The following is an 18,300-nucleotide window of genomic DNA, read 5'->3' as shown; positions in this document are numbered from 1 at the left end:
GGCGGCCGGTGACCTTCTCGATCAGCAGCCGGGCCAGCACATAGTTGGTGTTGGAGTAGCTCCAGTCGGTGCCCGGCTCGAACCGCGCCGGCTTGGACAGCGCCAGCCGTACCAGCTCCTGCGGCCGATAGCTGTGGAACCGGTTGTCCACCCACTGCTTGCCCGCGGGGGTGGCGGGGATCCCCGGCACGAACGTGCCGTCCTCGAAGTACTCGCCGGTGAAGTTGAACACCCCGCTGGTGTGCTGCAGCAGCATCCGCACCGTGATCCGCTCGTCCAGCCCGAACTCGGGCAGGTAGCCGGCCACCGGGGTGTCCAGCCCGATCCTTCCCTCGGCCACCAGCTGCAGCACCACCGTCGCAGTGAAGGTCTTGGTGTTGCTGCCGATCCGGACATGCCCGTTCGCCGCCGGCGTGGCACTGTGGCCCAGCTCGCGCACCCCGGCGCCGCCGACCCACTCGCCTTGCTCGTCATGCACCCGCAGCGACACCCCGACGAAGCCGGAATCGACCATCTCCTGGATGATCTTCTGCAGCTCCGGGCGATCCTGCCCGGCAGCCGCCGTCGGCACGGCCACACCGCTGTCCGCGGCGGCCACCCCGGCGGTGGCCGAAGCGGCGTCCAGGGCTGCGGTGATCTTTCGGGCCATCTCTGCCGCGGTGGGGCCGGGCTCGCCCTGGTGGGTGCGGGCGGCTGCCTCGACAGCGACGAGGACGGTGCGGCGGAAGTCGTCGGCCTCTGCCGCGGCCCGCTCCTTCAGCAGGCTCATGGATGCCGTCAGGGCCGGCAGCACCTGGTCGGCCAGCTCGGCCACGGACCTGCCGTACTTCACACCCTTGGGCGCCTGGGTGAGCACATGCCCGACCAGCCCGGTCGCGGAGGTCAGGGCGATGGAGCCTTCGGTGCCGGCCTTGTGGGCCGAGCCGGCGGCACCGGCGGCGGACATCAGCGAGACGGCGCCCCACGCGGCGATCCGCAGGGTGTTCTTGTCCTGGTCGGTAAGGGTGACGGACATGATGGTGTGCTCCTTGAGTGTGTTACGAGAAGTCGATTGAACGGGCGAATGGTGAAATGCGGTCCTGTTGGTGCCCGGGTATCTGGACGGCTCAGACCGGGTCGCCCGAGGAGATCGCACCCAGCCGTGGAGCCGCCATCGCTGAACCGCTCATGGCATCCACCATCGCCGACCGCTCTGATATCGGGCCGTTGCCGTCCTGACGCCGCCGCTGACACGACACCGCATGGGCGATGTCGGCGGCCACGCTCCTTTCCGTCAGGCGCCGGACATCTTTGTCGCCTCTGCGCCCTTGGACTGGTTCTCGGTGATGTAGGGGCGTAGTTCGCGTTCGTAGGCAGGGAATGCGACGGTGTGGTCGCCCGCCGTCTCCACCAGGCGGGTCGCCAGCAGGTGGGCGCCGATCAGGGCCTGGGAAGTGCCCATGCCCGCCGTCGGCGCCACGCAGTATCCGGCGTCGCCGACGAGGACGACGCGGCCGTGCGACCAACGGTCCATGACGATCTGGCAGGCGGAGGAGAAGGAAAAGTCGGGAGCCAGCCGCATATCCTCCAGCAGCCGTGGCACCTCCCACCCCTCACCGGCGAAGCGCTCGTGGACCAGGCGTTCCTTCGAGTCGCGGTCGAGCCTGTCGATGTCGGGCGAATGGGTGGCGAACGACAGGCTCACGGTCATCCTGCCGGGGTCGCTTGAGCTGAACACGTGGACAGCCCTGCCTGGCGGGCTGTACAGCAGGCCCTCGTGGTCGAGGCCCAGCCGGTTGGCCGTGGTGAAGCCGACACCCGACATGCCCAGGTGGTGTACGAAGTCGCGGTGGGGACCGAAGACGTGGCGGCGAACGTTGGAGTAGACGCCGTCGGCGCCGACCACCAGGTCGAACCTGCGCCCGGCCGCCCTTTCGAACTCGATGCCGACGCTGTCCTCGTCCTGGTCGATCGCGATGATCGAGTCGTTGAAGACGTAGGAGACCTCGTCGGCGGTGATGCTGTGCAGGATGCGCGTCACATCGGGCTTGAGCACCTTCAGGTCGCCGGCGAACGTTTCCCCGGGCACCTCACCGATCAACTTCCCGTCACCGTCGACCAGCGTGATCGCGCCCATTCGGGTGGCGTGATCGCGCATCTGCGACAGCAGACCCATGCCGTCGAGGACGCCGATCGCCTGGCCGCGGAAGTCGACCGGGTAGCCGGTGCCGCGCAACGCGGCGGCGCGCTCCACCACGGTCACCGCGTAGCCCTGCCCATGCAGCCAGTACGCCAGCGACATGCCCGCGACACCCGCACCTGAGATCAGTACCTCTCCGCTCATGCGTACTCCTGTCCTGTACGTCCCGAGGCCTGGAGAAATACTGAGCGAGGGCGTTGATACATTCGCCCATATGATCTCTATGCGCTTCTCGCTCCTGGGCACAGTGGAGGTGAGCGCCGACGGGCAAGCGCTGGGCGGAGCGCCGCGGCATCGCGCGATGCTCGCCTACCTTCTGCTGAACGCGGGAAGCACGGTGAGCACCGACCGGCTGATCGAGGCGATGTGGGGGCCGACCCCACCAGAGACGGCCAAGGCACAGGTCCAGGCGTCGGTGATGGCGATACGCCGGATGCTGCGCGCGGCGCAGGCCGAGAACATCGTGCAGACGCGCCCCGCCGGCTATGCCGCGGTGACCGAGCCGGGCCAGGTGGACGTCCATGAGTTCAGGCGGCTGGCCGCGGGCGACCGCGACGAGATCCGCCAGGCGCTCGGGCTCTGGCGAGGGCAGGCGCTGGCCGACGTGCAGGCCGACTTCGTGCCCGCAATCAGGGCCCTGCTGGAGGAGCAGCGGCTGACGGCTTTGGAACGGCTGGCGGAGCTGGAACTGGAGGCCGGGCGGTATGCCGTGCTGCTTGATGAGCTCGCCGCAGAAGTGGCCGACCACCCGCTGAGGGAGCGCCTACGCGGGCAATACGTGCTGGCGCTGCACCGATCGGGACGGCAGGCGGAGGCGCTGGCGGCCGCGCGCGACTACCGCACGACGCTGGCCGAGCAGCAGGGACTGGACCCCGGCCGGGAGTTCGCAGCCGTCGAGGAGGCGGTGCTGAGAGACGACCGGCCCTCGGTGGTGAGCTTCCTGCCGTACGACGTGCCCGACTTCGCCGGGCGGGAAGCCGAGCTCGAGCGGCTCGCCATGCTGCCCGACGGGGTGAGCGTGGTCGCGATCGACGGCATGGCGGGCATCGGCAAGACCACGCTGGCCGTACACGCGGGACACCTGCTCGCCGAGCGCTTCCCCGACGGCGCGCTCTTCGTCGACTTGCAGGCCCACACCGCGGGCCTTGACCCCGTCGATCCCGGCGACGCGCTGGAGATCCTGCTGCGCCAGGTCGGCGTGCCCGCGGAGCGCATCCCACCGGGGACCTCCGAACGTGCCGCGCTGTGGCGCGCCGAGCTGTCGGGCCTGCGCGCCCTGGCCGTCATCGACAACGCCGCCGACACCCAGCACGTCAGGCCGCTGCTGCCCGGCGGTTCGGGCAGCATGGTCCTGATCACCAGCCGGCATCGGCTGACCGACCTGGACGGCGCCCACGCCATATCCGTCGACGTTCTCTCAGAACGCGACGCGGTCGAGCTGTTCAACAGCGTCGTCGGGCCGCGCGCGCAGGCGGAGCCCGCCGCCGTCGTCGAGGTCCTGCGCCTGTGCGGGTTCCTGCCGCTGGCCGTGCGAATCGCCGCCGCGCGGCTGCGCCACCGTCCCCGATGGACGGTGGACTACCTCGCCGCACGGCTGCGCGACCAGAGCCGCCGCCTGACCGAACTGGCCACCGCGGAACGGGGCGTCGCGGCCGCCTTCGCACTGTCGTACGAGCATTTGAGCCCCGACCATCGCCGCATGTTCCGCCTGCTCGGCCTCCACCCCGGCCAGGACATCGACGCCTACGCGGCCGCCGCGCTCGCCGACCTGACCGTCACACGTGCTGAGTCGCTCCTGGAGGACCTGCTGGATGCCCACATGCTCATCCAGCAGGAACCGGGCCGCTACACCTTCCACGACCTCCAACGCGACCACGCCAGGTCAGCGGCCGGCCTGCAGGAGCAGGACGACTCCAGAAACGCCGCCCTGACCAGGCTCTTCACCTTCTACACCCACGTCATGGGCATGGCCGCGCTCAAGCACCCGGACACGGCGCTCCCGATCCCGCACGAGCCCGCGCCAGGACTGGAGATCCCGCCCCTGTCCGACCGCGCCGACGCCGCGGCCTGGCTCGACGCGGAGCTGCCCGTTCTCCTGGCCGTCGGTGCGTACGCGGCGGAACACGGCTGGCCCGGGCACGTCTTCTTCCTGTCCACGACCCTGTTCCCCTTCCTGGAGGAACGCGGCCGTCGCGGCGCCGCACTCACACTCCATCTCCAAGCCCTTTCAGCGGTGCGGCGGGCAGCCGACCTGCGGAGCGAGGGCCGCACCCTCGCCGACCTGGCCAGAACCCACCACGCCATGGGAAACGTCGCCCAGGCCGTCCAGTACGCCCACGAGGCGATCACCACCTGCCGGGCGGCCGGCGACCCGGAGGGCGAAGCGGTGGGACATCACTACCTGGGCCACTCGCTCGAACGCCAAGGCGACCTTCATGACGCCCAGGACCACTACCAACAGGCACTGGAACGCTTCCACGCAGCGGACAACCGCGTCGGCAGAGGGGTCCTCCTGACAGACCTGGGCAGCATCTACGGCCAACTCGGCAAGCCCGACCTGGCCCGCGACTACCTGGAGCAGGCCCAACGGATCAACCACGAGATCGGCAGCCCGACAGGCCTCTGGAACACCCAACTCGCCCTCGGAAACCTCCACAGCGACCAAGGCGAGCACGACGCCGCTCGCCGCGCCTTCCTGCACGCCTACGCGATTAGCCGAGACCTCGGCCCGCACCTGCAGGCGGAGACCCTCAACGCCCTGGGCGCCGCCGCACACGCCATGAGCGACCACAACCAGGCCCTCATCGATCACGACGCCGCACTCGCCATGGCCACGGAGTTCGACGACCCCCACGAAGCCGCCCATGGCCACCTCGGCCTGGCCAGGGCCCGTCACGCACTCGGCCACACCGCCTTGGCCCGCACACACGCCCAGGCGGCGCTCCTCCTGCTCGAAGAACTCGGCCACCCCGCCGCTGACGCCGCCAGAGCCCTCCTCTGACGATCTCGCTTGCATGTTCATAAGACATGTTCGCCGGCGCCGTCCAGGTTCTCAGATGTCCCGGGTTCTCAGATGTCGAGGTTGAGGCGGGCGATGGGCTCCACGAGCTCCTCCTCCTCGTAGCGCAGGTGCGACAGCAGCACGTCCGACAACAGGTCCACCTGGTCGCGCACGCCGTCGAGCCGGTCCGGGTCCTCGATCATCGCGACGAGGGCGGCGTCCAGCTCCGTCAGCACGCCGGCGATGACCTCGTGCTCCTGCTCCAGGCGGGTCACGACCGGCGCCAGCGACTCCTGCGCCGCCGCCAGCATCGGGAACATGTGCTCGTCCTCGATCGTGTGGTGGGTGGTCAGCAGGCGGCAGTACGACGCGCAGAACGTGCCGAGCGTCCAGTAGTTCTGCCGCATGGTGAGCTCGTTGATCATCGAGCGGAGCGCGGCGGCGTCGGAGCGTCCCGCGGCGACCTGCTCCAGGGCGTCCCTGATCTGGGTCAGCTCCTGGCGCAGGTGGTCGTGGATGAGCACGAGCCGCCGGCCGTTCGCCTGCTGCCGCGGCGGGAGCGCGGCGATGTCCCGCTTGGGCAGCCGCGGCCGGGTGGCCTCGTCGAGCACCGCCCTCGCCGGTGTCGCCTTCGCGAACCCGTTCGGGCCCTCGGCGTCCTCCCGCCGCCCCCGGGCGCGCTCCCGCGACACCGCCTCGCGTACGGCGGGGGCGACCTCCTCGGCGAAGACCTTGAGATCCCTGTCGTCGTCCACGGACAACACGAACACGCTCATGCCGTGGCGGAGCGCGAGCTCGGTGAGCTGCTCGGCCCACAGGGCCGGCGGCCCGTCCAGGAACCCCTTCCCTGCGACGCCGGAGAACCGGCCCTCGACGTTGTAGACCCGGCGGATCCCGGCGGGGTCGCGCCCGGCCCGCTCGGCGGCGGCGTCCAGGATCGCGCTCATCGCGCCCAGCTCGCCCGGCGCGGCATACCCGGAGGAGGGCACCCACCCGTCGCCGAGCCGTCCGGTCAGCTCCAGCATGCGCCGCTTGTACGCGCCGAGCCACAGCCCGATCGGATGCGGGGGGAACGGCCCCGGCCGCGCGCCCTCCAGCCGGTAGTGCCTGCCGTCGAGCCGCACGCCCTCGCCGCCCGGGGTCCACAGCGCGCGGAGGACCGCGATGGCCTCCTCCAGCGCATCCACGGCCTCACCGGGGCTGCGGCGCGGCCCGCCCATGGCTGCGATGCCGTCCCAGAACGCCCCGGAGCCGAGCCCCAGCTCGACCCGGCCCCCGCTCAGGATGTCGAGGGACGCGGCGGCCCTGGCGAGCACCGCCGGCGGCCGCAGCGGCAGGTTCACCACGTCGGGGAACAGCCGCACCCGCTCGGTGCGCCCGGCGAGCGTGGACAGCAGCGTCCAGGTGTCGAGGAACGCCGGCAGGTAGGGGTGGTCCTGGATGCCGATGATGTCGAGCCCGATCTCGTCGGCCAGCACGGCCTGCCGGACGATCCGGTGATGCCCCGCCGCGTCGGGCGTGAGAAACGCCCCGAACCACAGCTCATGTCCGAAGTCGGCCATTAAATCGCTACCTTTCCGCGTCCCGAACCGGGAGCCTACCTTCGTGACAAGATCCGGCGACATGACCCTGACGGCCCCCGGCGGCACCGTCCTGTCGGTCGTCATCGGCTCGCGCGCGTACGGGCTGGAGACCGAGCAGTCGGACGTCGACAGGCGGGGCGTGTTCGTGACGCCCACTCCGTCGTTCTGGCGGCTCGACAAGCCGCCGGACCACGTGGAGGGGCCGCTGCCCGAGCAGTTCTCGTGGGAGGTCGAGCGGTTCTGCGTGCTCGCGCTCGAGGGCAATCCGGCCGCGCTGGAATGCCTGTGGTCGCCGCTGGTGGAGCTGGCCACCCCGGTGGGCGAGCGGCTGCTGGCGCTGCGCCGCGCGTTCCTGTCGGAGAAGGCGGAGCGGGCGTTCGCGGGATCGGCCGCCCGGCAGTTCCGCCGTCTCGGGCCGGAGGACCCGCCCCGGCCGGGCGGCGACGTCAGGCGCTGGAAGATGGCCATGCACATGATCCGGCTGCTGCTCGGAGCCGCCCACCTGGCCGGGCAGGGGGAGCCGCTGATCGATGTGGGCGCCCACCGCGACCGGCTGCTCGCCGTACGGCGGGGGGAGACGCCCTGGCCCGAGGTGCTGGAGTGGCGTCGGCGGCTGCTCGCCGAGCTGGACGAGCGGCCCGGCAGCGCGCTGCCCGGACGGCCCGACCGGGCGGCCGTCGAGGAGTTCCTGATCGACGTGCGGAGGTCGGCTCTATGACCATGATCGAAGGAGAGGCGCCGTGACCGCCGTCCTGCCGTCCTGGCTGCCCGAGGTGGCCGCGGGCGAGCGGCACCCGCTCGCGTTCGCCACCGTGAGCGGCGCGCATCTGTACGGGTTCCCCTCGGTGGACTCGGACGTGGACCTGCGGGGCGTGCACGTGCTACCGGCCGAGGAGGTCGTCGGCCTGCGCACGGGTGAGGAGACCGTGACCCGCTCGTGGATCCGCGAGGGCGTGGAGGTCGACCTCGTGACCCACGACCTCGCCAAGTTCTGCCGGCTGCTGCTCGGCCGCAACGGCTACGTGCTGGAGCAGCTCCTGTCGCCGCTGGTCGTGACCACCTCCCCGCTGCACGAGGAGATGCGCGCCCTCGCGCGGGGCTGCCTGACCCGGCACCACGCCCACCACTACCTCGGTTTCGCCCGCACCCAGCGGCGGCTGTCCGACCGCACGGGGGAGCTGAAGCCGTTGCTCTACGCGTTCCGGGTGCTGCTGACGGGCATCCACCTCATGCGTACGGGCGAGCTCGTCGCCGATCTCACCCTGCTCCTCGACGGCGGGCCGCCGTACCTGCCCGGCCTGGTGGAGGCCAAGCGGGCGGCCGAGCACGGCGGGCTGCCGGACGGCGCGCCCGGCGGGGAACGGCTCGCGGCCGACCTCGACGCGCTCACCGCCCGCCTGGAGGACGCCCGGGACGCCTCCGCGCTGCCGGACGCCTCGTCGGCCCACGACGCCCTGCACGACCTCGTCGTACGGACCCGCCTCGCCGGACGCCCATCGGGGGACTGAACGGTGAAACAGGACGGGGACACGCGAACAACGCGGGGTGCCGCACCGCGCGCGGGGGCCATCGCGGATAATGGGCCAAGCCGCCATCATCCCAGGAGAACGCTTTGACCACTAAGTTCGGCAAAGACAACCTCGACCTGGCCGCGAGCGCGGAGGCACTGGCCGACAGCGCGCCCACCGGATCGCTGCGTCACGCCGCCGCCAAGTCCGTCGCGATCACCTTCGCCACGACCCGTGACGCCGCTCAGGCCCGCAACACCCTGAACGGCATCTCGCCCGCAGACGTCCGTCAGGCGGCGCTGGAGCTCTTCGACGAGCTCTCCGCCCGCGCCGACTGACCCCACAGGTCAACCGGAGGCCGCCCGACCGAGCCATGGCGGGCGGCCGTACGGCCGCGCCCGGGGATCGCCGCCTCGTCCCGGTAATGCGGCCATAACAACAAAAAGATGTTTTATTCGGCGGTCGGGCGTAAACTATTAGAAGCGAAATCGAGCACTTCATGGCGTGACGACCCGACGCGTGCGAACAGGTGGCAGTGGACCTCGCGGCATCCCCCCCGGGCGCGGAATGGCCAGCAACTCTCGACGTTGCCGGACTTCACGATGAGGGCTGGCGTCCGACCCCGTTCCAGACCTTCGTGCTGAAGATTCACAGCAGGTGCGACCTCGCGTGCCGCTACTGCTACATGTACGAACTCAAGGACTCGCGCTGGGTGGACCAGCCCCGCTCCATGTCCCCGGAGGTGGCGAGGCGGACAGCCGGACGGATCGGCGAGCACGTCCGCGCACACCGGCTGTCCTCCGTCGAGGTCGTGTTCCACGGCGGGGAACCGCTGCTGGCCGGGTCCGAACGAATAAGGGCGCTGGTCGAAATGCTGCGAACCGGCGTCGACTGCCCCGTACGCATTACCGTTCAGACGAACGGGCTGCGCCTCTCCGATGAGTACCTCGCCTTATTCGACGAATTGAATGTCCGAATCGGCGTGAGCCTGGACGGAGACGCCACGGCCACCGGCCGCCACCGGCTTTTCCGCAACGGGGAGTCGAGCCATGATCGGGTCGTCGACTCGTTACGGCGGCTCACGGCCGATCACAGCCGTCTGTTCGCCGGGCTGCTCTGCACGATCGATCTCAGGAACGACCCGCTCTCCACGTACGAGGCGTTGCTGGAGTTCGAGCCGCCGAGCATCGACTTCCTGCTGCCCCACGGCACCTGGTCCGATCCTCCGCCGGCACGGCCCCCCGACGCGTCCACGCCCTACGCCGACTGGCTGATCGGGATCTTCGACCACTGGTACCGGCGCCCGCGGACCTCGATCCGGTTGTTCGCCGAAATCATGCACCTGCTCCTGGGGGGCGCGTCCGGCCTCGAAAGCATCGGTCTGTCGCCCGTCGGAGTCCTCGTCATCGAGACGGACGGCTCGATCGAGCAGTCCGACTTCCTCAAGGCCGCATACGAGGGCGCCACGATCACCGGCCTGCATGTCCGCACCGACCCCCTCGACCGGGCGCTCACCCTCCCCGGGTTCGCCGCCCGCCAGATCGGACGGTCGGCGCTGTCACCCGAGTGCCTCGCCTGTCCCGTCGTCGACGTGTGCGGCGCGGGCCTGTACGCGCACCGCTACCGGGCGGGAAACGGCTTCAAGAACCCGTCCGTCTACTGCGCCGACCTCCGCGCTCTGATCGAGCACATCCGGCGGACGATGGAACGCGACCTGGAGGCGTGGAGATGAGCCTTCCCTGCCACGAGCTGTCCGAGGACGCCCTCATGCTCCTCGCCACCGGGGATTCCACGCCGGAGATACTCCGCGAGCTCGTCGCGGCCCAGCGCAGCAAGCAGGCGCTCCTCCTGTGGGGCGTCGAGCGTCTCACCCGCGGCATCGATCACCCCGACGCCCCGATCACGGCGCAGGCCTACGATCTGCTGACGCACTTCCTGCGCCGCCACCCCGCGATCGCGACCGACGTCATCTCCAACCCCGCCGTCTCCGCGTGGGCGCTGAGCACCATCCGCCATCTGCGGGCGGGCGCGTCGTGCGCCAGACCCGGGCAGCTCGCCGCCGTGGTGGCCGCGATCGCCGTACGGACCGGATGGCCCTGCCGGATAAGCGTCCCCACCATGGCGGGCCGGGTCCTCCTTCCGACGGTGGGCGCCACGACCTCGGTGGCGACCGACCGGATCGGCATGGTCACGGTCGAGCACGGCAGGGCTCTCGTGGAAGTGGGCGAGGAGCGGATCCGCATCCCCGCCGACGCGTCCTGTGACGCGCCCGGCTGGCTCGGCATGCGGACGCTCGGGCTGGGAGACACGGACACGGGGATCTCCCTCCTCCTGGACGACCTGCACCCGGCGCGGCTGCCCGGAGAGGACCTGGAGGACCGGCTGCCCGGCGACGTCGTGGCCGACTGGCGTGAAGCTCTGGACGGCGCGTGGGGGCTCCTCACCGAGCATCACCCTGTGCCGGCCGAGGAGGTCAGGTCCCTCGTGACCACGATCACCCCGTTGACGCCCGTGCCCATCGGGCTGCGCAGCGCGAGCTCCCGGGAGACGTTCGGCTGTGTCGCGCTGTCGTTCACGCGGGACCGTCTCATGACCGCGCTGACGCTCACGCACGAGGTGCAGCACGTCAAACTGTGCGCCGTCCTCGACATCGTCCGGCTCATCGGTCCCGATCGGGGCACCCGCTACTACGCGCCCTGGCGGGAGGACCCGCGGCCGGTCGAGGGGCTGCTCCAGGGCAGCTACGCGTTCCTCGGCGTCACCCGGTTCTGGCGCCGGCAACGCCACCTGCAGGCCGGTGAGGCGGCCGAGGCGGCGCATTTCGAGTTCGCCCGCTGGCGGGAGGCGGCCGAACTGGTCGCGACCACACTCCTCGACACCGGCGACCTGAACCACGAAGGCAGGATCTTCGTCTCGGTGATGCTCAAGACACTGGAGTCCTGGTCCGCGGATCATGTGCCCGCGATCGTGGCCTCTGCCGTGCGCCGGGTGTCCCAGGAGCATCGGCGCCGGTGGCTGGAGCGCAATCCCGGCTTCGCCTGAAGGCGAGGCCGGGGTCGCGCCGGCGGAGTCAGAAGCGAGGGGGATCGAAGTCGAAGTCCAGGCGGCCACCCGACCTCGCCAGGACGGTGTCGGGATGCCGGACGCCCAGTCTCCTGTCGTAGACGGCGAGTGTCGCCCTGTGAAGGGCATGCGCGTCCTCGGTCTTGCCCGCCGTCCTCAGGCTGTCGGTCAGGTTCGCGGCCGACCCGAGGGTCATCGGATGCTCGGCGCCGAGCAGCTCCTGCAGGAGTGCGTGGGTCTGCGTGTCCAGATCGAGGGCCGCTTCGTGCTCACCGAGCTCGTGCAGATCATTGGCCAGGTTCATGGCGACGGTCAACGAGTAGTGGTGCTTTCGGCCCAGGTTCTCGTCGAGGCTCTCGAGGACGTGCTCGTTGAGCGTCCTGGCCGCCGCCGGGTCGCCGTTGACGCGCTGCAGAAGAGCGAGGTTGCCGCGCGCCGCCAGCGTGAACGGGTGGCCGGGCCCGTAGATGCGCGGCAATCCGTCCGCGATGACCCGGGTCAACGCCAGGGCGTCCTTGAGCCTGCCGTCGGTCCGCAGCGCGTTGGCCAGGGAGATCGCCGCTGACACCGTGTGCGGGTGAGCGGCCGTCAGGATCGACTCGTACCGGTTGTAGGTGTCGCGGGCCAGTTCCAGCGCGTCCTCGATCCGGCCCAGCCGCCGCATGGCGATCGCGAGGTCGACCGCGACCGCCAGGGTGTGGACGTGGTCCACGCCTACTTCGCCCCTGCCGTACTCCAGCGCGTCGACGCCGAGGTAGTACGCCGCCTGGTAATCCCCGTTCAAGCGGACGGCCTGGCACAGTCCGCCCAAGGAGACGAGCAGGTCCAGCTTGCTGCCGACTCCCGGCCTGTTGCGAACCTCGTGGACCTGGGTCTGGAGCTCGACCGCCTTGTCGTAGTCGCTCACCAGCGCGTAGCCGAGGGCCAGGTTGTTGATCGTGCGCAGGGTGCGGGGGTCGTCCTCTCCGTACTTCTTCGCATGCCGGCGCCGTGACTCCTCGTCGTGGGCGACGGCCTCCCTGAACATGCCCTTGGCCCGCAGGCTGGCCCCGAACGAATTGGTCAGGAGCAGCACCACGTCGTCGTCCTCGCCGAGAACGCGCCGCCCTCGTTCCAGCGTCCCCTCGAGGAGGGCGAACGCCTCGTCGAAACGCCCGTCCTGCCGGAGGCTGTTGGCCAGGTGGTGTTCCGCGGTCAGGACGTGGTAGTCGTCCGTGCCGGACAGGTGGCCCCACTTGTCCCGGAACCTGGCCGCGAAGGTCCGGGCCGACTCCGTGTCACCGACGAGGTAGAGGTAGCGGACGACGTTGAGGGCGAGATCGCGCAGTCGGCCGTTCGTGGTGGTCGCGGCGCCGACGGGGTCGAGATGGGGCACGAACCTGCTGAAGACGCCCCAGTTGGCCTCGTCCTCCGGCTGGAGCCCGCGCGCGGCGGCGAGCAGCATCTGCGCCTCGCGTACGTACACCTGCGTCTGCTCAGGCTCGAGGTCGGCCCTGAGCAGCCTCTGGACCAGCCGGTGGATCTGGATGGCGCGGTCGTCGATCCGCCCGAGGGCGAAGTTGTTGATCGCGCGAAGCGCCCGTGTGCGGAGGATCGGGTTGCCGAGGATGGGGGCGAGCAGCGGGCCCACGCCCCCGGAGCTCCCCCAGCGGAACAGGTCGATGGGAATCGGCTCGGGGCCGAAGAAGGCGGCGCACCTGAGAACTTGAAGGGCCTCCGGCAACTGGTCCTCTAAGGCGTTGATCGACAGACGCCACGCCGCGGTCATCGACCGCGGGTACTCCATCGGCTGGTTCTCGTCCATCACCTCGAGCGGCTGCCTGCGCAGCAGATCCAGGTACTCCTCGGTGGACATGCCCGTCTCCACCTGCAGCGCCCCGGCCTGCTCCAAGGCCAACGGGAGATCGCCGAGCTCGTGGGCGAGCCGCCTCGCCTCCTCCGGCGTCATCCTCCCGGCGCGCTTGCCGAGGAATTCGATGCTCTCCTCGCGATCGAAGACGTCGATCACCATGGTGTTGGCGACGCCCTCCCAGCGAGGGTTGCGCGAGGTGATCAGTACGTGTCCCTGTTCCGGCCGCCCGGCCGGGATCAGCTCCATGATGTCCTCGGCCTTGTTGACGTTGTCGAAGATCAGGAGCCAGCGCTTGTAGGGGTCGCCTCTGCGCAGAGCGTCGAGCACGGATCGGCTCGCCTCGTCGATGCCGACGACCTTGGCGGGCGGGAGGCCCAGCTTCTCCGCCAGCGCGCCCAGCGCGCCGGGAATGAGCAGGGGAATGTCGGAGGCGATCCACCAGACGACGTCGTAGTCGCCCTTGAACCGATGCGCGTATTCGATGACGAGCTGCGTCTTGCCGACGCCCCCCATGCCGCGCAGAGTATGCGGGAGGATCGCGGTCGGCCCTTCGAACATCTGCTCGCGCAACACGCGGAGAGCCGCCTCGCGGCCCGTGAAGTTCGCGTTGCGAAGCGGAATGCGACTTCCCCAGATGCGAGGTTCCGGACCAGGGGTCTCAAGCGCCGGCACCAGCGTCCTCCTACCCGCGAAGAAGTCTATTGTTCTTCAGTATGCAACCTTTGCCGCCCATATTCTGGGATCGCTTATTTCGGGCTTTGCAGGCGATGTAATAGGGGCGGCCAAATCGGAGCATTCCTGATGGATGCCCGTCTCGACACTCGCGGGAAGGATGCATATAGTTTAGATGCGGTCCATGAGATCTCGGGACCTGTGAAAATTGGATCAATCGGGCGGGAGTGGGCGTGGTGTTCGAACAGGCCGTTATTCAGCGCTCCGGGACCATCGGCCTGCCGAAGCTCGATCCGGAAACGCTGGACAGCTGCGACGACTCCGCCCTGTTCCTCGCGTTGCAAAGGATCCTCGCCGACACCAAGTCGGCGGCGCCCGTCGCCGGTTTCCAATCCGTCGCGGGTCCGGCGCGGCGTGATGGGGCCGACCCGGCCGATGATCGCTCATGACGCCCCTGGGAGCCAACGGCATCCCTATCCCGGAGCCACCCCTTTCCAGACGGACGACGCGGCGGTCTTCTTCGGCCGGGCCGAGGAGTCACGGGACCTGACCCGGTCGTGGTCGCGGTTTCCGTTGACGGTCCTCAGCGGCGACACCGGATCGGGCAAGACATCGCTGCTCCAGGCAGGCGTGCTCCCGGGACTCCCGCACGCGCGCGTCGGACGGGTGGGCCGATTCATCGGCGGTCCGGTCGCGGCCCTTCCGCCGGGCCACAACCCCTGGACGCTCTCGTTGCTCACCACACTGGCGCCGCTTGAACCCGTCGGCGTTCTGGCGGGCATGAGCCTGACGGACTATGTGACCCGCCTGCTCCGCCGGCAGCCCGGCCCTCTGCTCGTCGCCGTCGACCAGTTCGAGGAGTTCTTCCTGGGGGGCCCCTATCGTGCGCAGTTCCGGGAGCCTTTCGTCGAGGAGCTCGTCGACGCGCTCGACAGCCATCCGGAGCTGCGGCTGCTCCTGGTCGTCCGGGAGAGCCGGCGCGACGACCTGGGCCACTACGGCGCGCTCGTCAGCCGGGCCGCGTGGCTGACGCTCGGACCCCTGGGCGCGGAAGCCGCACTCGAGGCGATCGGCCGCCCGGCCGAGGGGACCGCGCGGAGGTTCACCGCAGGGGCCGCCGCCCAGCTGCTCGACGTACTGGGCGGTGACGCGGTCGAGCCGGTCGTCCTGCAGATCGTCTGCCAGTGGCTCTGGGCGAGGCTTCCCCCGACGCTCCAGCTCATCCGCCCCGAACACGTCTTCAGGCTCGCCGACTCGGGGAACGCCCTCGCGCATTTCCTGAGCGGAGTGCTCGCCGAGGTGGGGGGCGCCTTCGGGCAGGATCCCGCCTCGCTGCACGCGTGGGCCGTCGCGGCCTTCGCGGACGGGCACTCCGTCAAACAGGGGACGGCGGAGACCGCCGGGATGAGCAACCCGATCGTGCACGCCCTCGAGGACCGGCATCTCCTGCGGTCGGTTCTGGGCGACGGGATACGCCTCCTGCACGACGACTTCCGGTCCGCCCTCACTCGCCTTCAACCGATCGCTCCTCCCGGCACGACGGCAGGCGTGGAATCCGCCGTGACCGCTCTCACCGCGGGAGATCTGGACGGCGCGGAAGAACAGGCCTTCAACGCCCTGGAAGTCGCCGAGGCGACATCCGTGGCGGAGATCCACACCCTGCTCGGCGACATCCAGATCGAACGCGCTCGTGCCGTGCAGGCGATCCTTTCCGAGGTGGACAGTCCTTCGGATCGTGCGCACCAGGAAGAGGCGGCCCGGCAGCATCTCGACAAGGCGCTCTCCTGGTATCGGCTGGGGCTGCAGTGCCATGCCGACCTCGGCGACTCCGCGGCGGCGGGCCGGATGCTGAGCGCGATCGGGCAGGTGATGGCCCAGATGGGCGAGCTTTCGTCGGCGGTGCGCAAATTCGAGGAGGCCAAGAGCCTCCTGCCGCGGGACCTCGCCCTGCGCACCGAGCTGGCGCGGGCGCTCTGGCTGACGGATCACCGGAGCCGGGCGATGACGGAACTCGACAGCGTCCTGCGGGACGAGGGCGATCAGTTGACGGCCCTGCGGGCGCGCGGGGAGTTCAACGCCGAGCAGGGCCGGGCCGAGGCCGCCATGCGCGACCTGCGGCGGGTGAGCAGCCGCACCTGGCCCGCGACCCGGGCCGCCCGTGCGCTCGCCCTGGCCACTCTCGAACAGCTCGGCCCCGCGGAGGCGGAGCGCGAGGTCGACGCCATCGTGGCGGAGGGGCCGACGAACGGGCCCGCCCTCCTCTACGCCGCCCGCGTCGAGACTCTCAGCGGTGACTTCGACAAGGCGGCCGAGCTGGCCCGGCAGGCGATCGCCGCCACCGGGCCGCCCCTATCGCCGCGGCAGAAGGAGTCGGCGAGGCGCCTTCTCGACGACCACGGGCACGACCGCTGAGTCGCGGCCGCCCAGCGCGAGGAAATCGTCCAGTAGTGCGTCGAGCGGCTCGAACGCGATCCTGTTGCGGAACTCCTTCTCGGGGCCGACCCCGGCGGCGACGTCCGCGGCAAGCTCGACGGCGGCCTTCGACAGGGCGCGTGCCGCTCTGATGGTGTCCGGGTCTTCGAACCGCGCGAGGATCCCCGATGCCACGGAGATCTGGGTAGCCAGCTCCTCGAGCCGTGCGAGCCGCGCGTCCATGTCCGGCCACCGTGACCTGCCGACGAATTCCAGGTGGGCACGCAGCTTCATGGCGGCCTCGATCAGCCGTTCGTGGGACTCCCTCCGCTCGCGATCGGCCGCGTCCTGCCGGTCTCTTTCTCTGGCCGCCGTTTCGCGTCGGGTCGTGGCCGACTGTGTGGCGATCACCGCTAAGACGGCACTCGTTCCAGTGATGAGCGACGTGATAAGGCCGATCCAGACCGCGGACATTCGCCCATGCTCACATTCGAACTCTCCGGGCACAACGGTGCCTGCCCAGGCTTGTGCAGACGCTTGTCGCTCCGCAGCAGCGTGTGCCAGCCTCTGCAGCGCAGCAGCACCCACAGAGCGCTCACGACGACGGCGCTGATCACGGCGATCGTCGTCGGGCCGAAGGTCTCGATCGCTCCGCCTCCGAAGAGATGCGCCAGCGGAAGCACGGCGCCCTGCGTTAGGAACTGGTTGAAACCGCCTACCAGGCCCATCCACTCCGGCCGTACGACCGTCGCCTGGTGACTGCCGCGCAGGACGCTCATCTGGGATCCGGTGAAGCCCACCGCCGCCCAGGCGATAAGCCACCCCACCGGATGATGCGCGAGGGCGAAGATCCACAAGGCGACGCACCAGGCCACGACACAGGCGTTCACGGCCTTGCCGGGTTCCAGCCGCGCGAGGAGCCGGGGCGCGAACGAGGCGCCGAGCAGCCCGCCGACCCCCGAGGCCGCGAGCAGGACGCCCACCAGGGCCGGTGAGACCTCGTCCTGCCTGGCCATCACGATCATGTCGAGGGTGACGACCTGGAACAGGAAGTTGGTGAGGGCGCAGATGACCGCCGTACGGCTGAGCAACGGGTCCTGCCGCAGGACCTCGAAGCCGACCAGCGCCTGACGCCTGAAGCCGATGATCCGGTCACGCAGCTGGAGCGGAACGAGTGGATCACGCCGGCCGAGCCGGAGGAAGAGGCTCGCCGAAACCAGCGACGCCCCCGCCGAGGCGAAGAAGGGAAAGCCCCCGCCCAGCGCGCTGAGCGCGCCGCCGAGGGGACGCCCGGAGAGGGTCGCCACGAAATTGCGGCCCTCGTTGCGTGCCGAGGCCTCGTCGAGATCGTCCCTCCGGACGACCTGCGACACTATCGACATCTCCGCGATTTCGAAGAAAGCGGCGAAGGAACCTTCGAGGACGACCCCCGCGATCAACCACTGAATCGTGCAATTCCCGGACAACAGCGCGAATCCGACCGATACGGCCACCGCAGATCGTCCGAGTTGGGCAAAGGCCAGCACCTTGCGCCGGTCCACCCGGTCGGCGATGAAGCCGGCGGGAATATGCATGACGAGGCGTGGCAGCGTTCCGGCGAACCCGGCGAGACCCGCGTCGAACGCGGACCCGGTGAGCATGAGCGCCACAAGGGGGACCGCGACGGTGGTGTTGACCGTTCCGACCAGGGATATGACGGACCCCGACCACAGTAGCCCGAAGTTGCGCCCCAACTTGGGGCGGCCAGGCCGCCGGGCCACACCGTGCATCGCTGGATCCCACCGCTTCGCTCATAGTAGGTGGGCTGCCTGCCTCACGGATCGCCACCCAGTTAGGGAAGTGTAGCGATAGTGGTCATGCCCAAAGGCGTGTTCGTACCTCGCGGGGTTGCTGTTTAATCAACCTTAATGTCCCACTTGGGCTGAGTATGGATGTTTTGCGACAGCGTCCCGCAAATGGTGCAATCGAATTACATGGGCCGCAGCGGGTATGTAGCGGTGGATCTTGGTTCCAGGACCGGTGCGGGCCGC

General features: G+C 69.9%; 15 protein-coding genes. 8 read left to right on the top strand and 7 right to left on the bottom strand.

Annotated elements, in window-relative coordinates:
- The 3 genes from FLW16_RS45480 to FLW16_RS30235 all read right to left on the bottom strand — a co-directional run.
- A partial coding sequence (locus FLW16_RS45480; protein ID WP_260615717.1) for a serine hydrolase occupies window positions 1-1,015 on the bottom strand: 1,015 nt, incomplete at its 3' end.
- Between the two features lie 91 nt (window positions 1,016-1,106).
- On the bottom strand, window positions 1,107-1,262 hold the full coding sequence (locus FLW16_RS43980; RefSeq protein ID WP_185949650.1) for a hypothetical protein: 156 nt from the start codon (window positions 1,260-1,262) through the stop codon (window positions 1,107-1,109).
- An 11-nt stretch (window positions 1,263-1,273) separates the two neighbouring features.
- Window positions 1,274-2,323, bottom strand: coding sequence for an FAD-dependent monooxygenase (locus FLW16_RS30235; protein WP_142563527.1), 1,050 nt, complete (start codon window positions 2,321-2,323; stop codon window positions 1,274-1,276).
- A gap of 70 nt (window positions 2,324-2,393) precedes the next feature.
- On the opposite strand from FLW16_RS30235, the gene FLW16_RS30230 reads away from it, so the two are divergent.
- A complete protein-coding gene (locus FLW16_RS30230) occupies window positions 2,394-5,180 on the top strand; it encodes a BTAD domain-containing putative transcriptional regulator (RefSeq protein ID WP_221891356.1) in 2,787 nt (928 codons plus the stop codon).
- A gap of 68 nt (window positions 5,181-5,248) precedes the next feature.
- Here the strand turns inward: FLW16_RS30230 and FLW16_RS30225 are convergent, their stop codons facing one another.
- The gene (locus FLW16_RS30225; RefSeq protein WP_142563526.1) at window positions 5,249-6,742 is read right to left on the bottom strand and encodes an LLM class flavin-dependent oxidoreductase; all 1,494 of its coding nucleotides are present in this window, start codon (window positions 6,740-6,742) and stop codon (window positions 5,249-5,251) included.
- A 61-nt stretch (window positions 6,743-6,803) separates the two neighbouring features.
- Here FLW16_RS30225 and FLW16_RS30220 point away from each other — a divergent pair, with 61 nt between their 5' ends.
- The 5 genes from FLW16_RS30220 (at window position 6,804) to FLW16_RS30200 (ending at window position 11,313) form a co-directional block, all read left to right on the top strand.
- Entirely contained in the window at window positions 6,804-7,481 is a 678-nt protein-coding gene (locus FLW16_RS30220) for a DNA polymerase beta superfamily protein (protein WP_142563525.1), read from the top strand.
- 22 nt (window positions 7,482-7,503) lie between these two features.
- Window positions 7,504-8,271, top strand: coding sequence for a DNA polymerase beta superfamily protein (locus FLW16_RS30215; RefSeq protein WP_142563524.1), 768 nt, complete (start codon window positions 7,504-7,506; stop codon window positions 8,269-8,271).
- Window positions 8,272-8,375: 104 nt separating this feature from the next.
- Window positions 8,376-8,609 (top strand): hypothetical protein, encoded by a 234-nt coding sequence (locus tag FLW16_RS30210; RefSeq protein WP_142563523.1) that lies wholly within the window; start codon window positions 8,376-8,378, stop codon window positions 8,607-8,609.
- A 299-nt stretch (window positions 8,610-8,908) separates the two neighbouring features.
- Window positions 8,909-10,003 carry an FxsB family cyclophane-forming radical SAM/SPASM peptide maturase gene (locus FLW16_RS30205; RefSeq protein ID WP_260615715.1) on the top strand — a complete coding sequence of 365 codons (1,095 nt, stop codon included), beginning with the start codon at window positions 8,909-8,911 and terminating at the stop codon, window positions 10,001-10,003.
- Complete coding sequence (locus FLW16_RS30200; RefSeq protein WP_142563521.1) at window positions 10,000-11,313, top strand: HEXXH motif domain-containing protein; 1,314 nt, start codon at window positions 10,000-10,002, stop codon at window positions 11,311-11,313. Before FLW16_RS30205 ends, FLW16_RS30200 begins: the two co-directional genes overlap by 4 nt.
- A 28-nt stretch (window positions 11,314-11,341) precedes the next feature.
- Here FLW16_RS30200 and fxsT read toward each other — a convergent pair whose 3' ends face one another.
- Entirely contained in the window at window positions 11,342-13,858 is a 2,517-nt protein-coding gene (gene fxsT / locus FLW16_RS30195; protein WP_260615714.1) for an FxSxx-COOH system tetratricopeptide repeat protein, read from the bottom strand.
- Between the two features lie 233 nt (window positions 13,859-14,091).
- Between fxsT and FLW16_RS30190 the strand changes: the two genes are divergently transcribed.
- Entirely contained in the window at window positions 14,092-14,307 is a 216-nt protein-coding gene (locus tag FLW16_RS30190; RefSeq protein WP_142563519.1) for a hypothetical protein, read from the top strand.
- The gene (locus FLW16_RS30185) at window positions 14,294-16,270 is read left to right on the top strand and encodes an ATP-binding protein (RefSeq protein WP_142563518.1); all 1,977 of its coding nucleotides are present in this window, start codon (window positions 14,294-14,296) and stop codon (window positions 16,268-16,270) included. Before FLW16_RS30190 ends, FLW16_RS30185 begins: the two co-directional genes overlap by 14 nt.
- Here FLW16_RS30185 and FLW16_RS30180 read toward each other — a convergent pair.
- Window positions 16,208-16,744, bottom strand: coding sequence for a hypothetical protein (locus FLW16_RS30180; RefSeq protein ID WP_142563517.1), 537 nt, complete (start codon window positions 16,742-16,744; stop codon window positions 16,208-16,210). The genes FLW16_RS30185 and FLW16_RS30180 overlap by 63 nt on opposite strands.
- Complete coding sequence (locus FLW16_RS30175; protein WP_142563516.1) at window positions 16,684-18,039, bottom strand: MFS transporter; 1,356 nt, start codon at window positions 18,037-18,039, stop codon at window positions 16,684-16,686. The genes FLW16_RS30180 and FLW16_RS30175 overlap by 61 nt, the downstream gene beginning before the upstream one ends.
- Between the last annotated feature and the right edge of the window lie 261 nt (window positions 18,040-18,300).

Source organism: Microbispora sp. KK1-11 (assembly GCF_006874435.1).
Taxonomy (GTDB): Bacteria; Actinomycetota; Actinomycetes; order Streptosporangiales; family Streptosporangiaceae; genus Microbispora; species Microbispora catharanthi.
Note: the sequence above shows the minus strand (reverse complement) of the source record. Positions and strands in the feature narration are given on the sequence as shown.

Coding starts and splice junctions, on each gene's coding strand:
- FLW16_RS30185 (WP_142563518.1), top strand. CDS start 14,294: ATGATCGCTCATGACGCCCCTGGGAGCCAACGGCATCCCTATCCCGGA.
- FLW16_RS30235 (WP_142563527.1), bottom strand. CDS start 2,323: ATGAGCGGAGAGGTACTGATCTCAGGTGCGGGTGTCGCGGGCATGTCG.
- FLW16_RS30180 (WP_142563517.1), bottom strand. CDS start 16,744: ATGTCCGCGGTCTGGATCGGCCTTATCACGTCGCTCATCACTGGAACG.
- FLW16_RS30225 (WP_142563526.1), bottom strand. CDS start 6,742: ATGGCCGACTTCGGACATGAGCTGTGGTTCGGGGCGTTTCTCACGCCC.
- FLW16_RS30175 (WP_142563516.1), bottom strand. CDS start 18,039: ATGCACGGTGTGGCCCGGCGGCCTGGCCGCCCCAAGTTGGGGCGCAAC.
- FLW16_RS30230 (WP_221891356.1), top strand. CDS start 2,394: ATGATCTCTATGCGCTTCTCGCTCCTGGGCACAGTGGAGGTGAGCGCC.
- FLW16_RS30200 (WP_142563521.1), top strand. CDS start 10,000: ATGAGCCTTCCCTGCCACGAGCTGTCCGAGGACGCCCTCATGCTCCTC.
- FLW16_RS30220 (WP_142563525.1), top strand. CDS start 6,804: ATGACCCTGACGGCCCCCGGCGGCACCGTCCTGTCGGTCGTCATCGGC.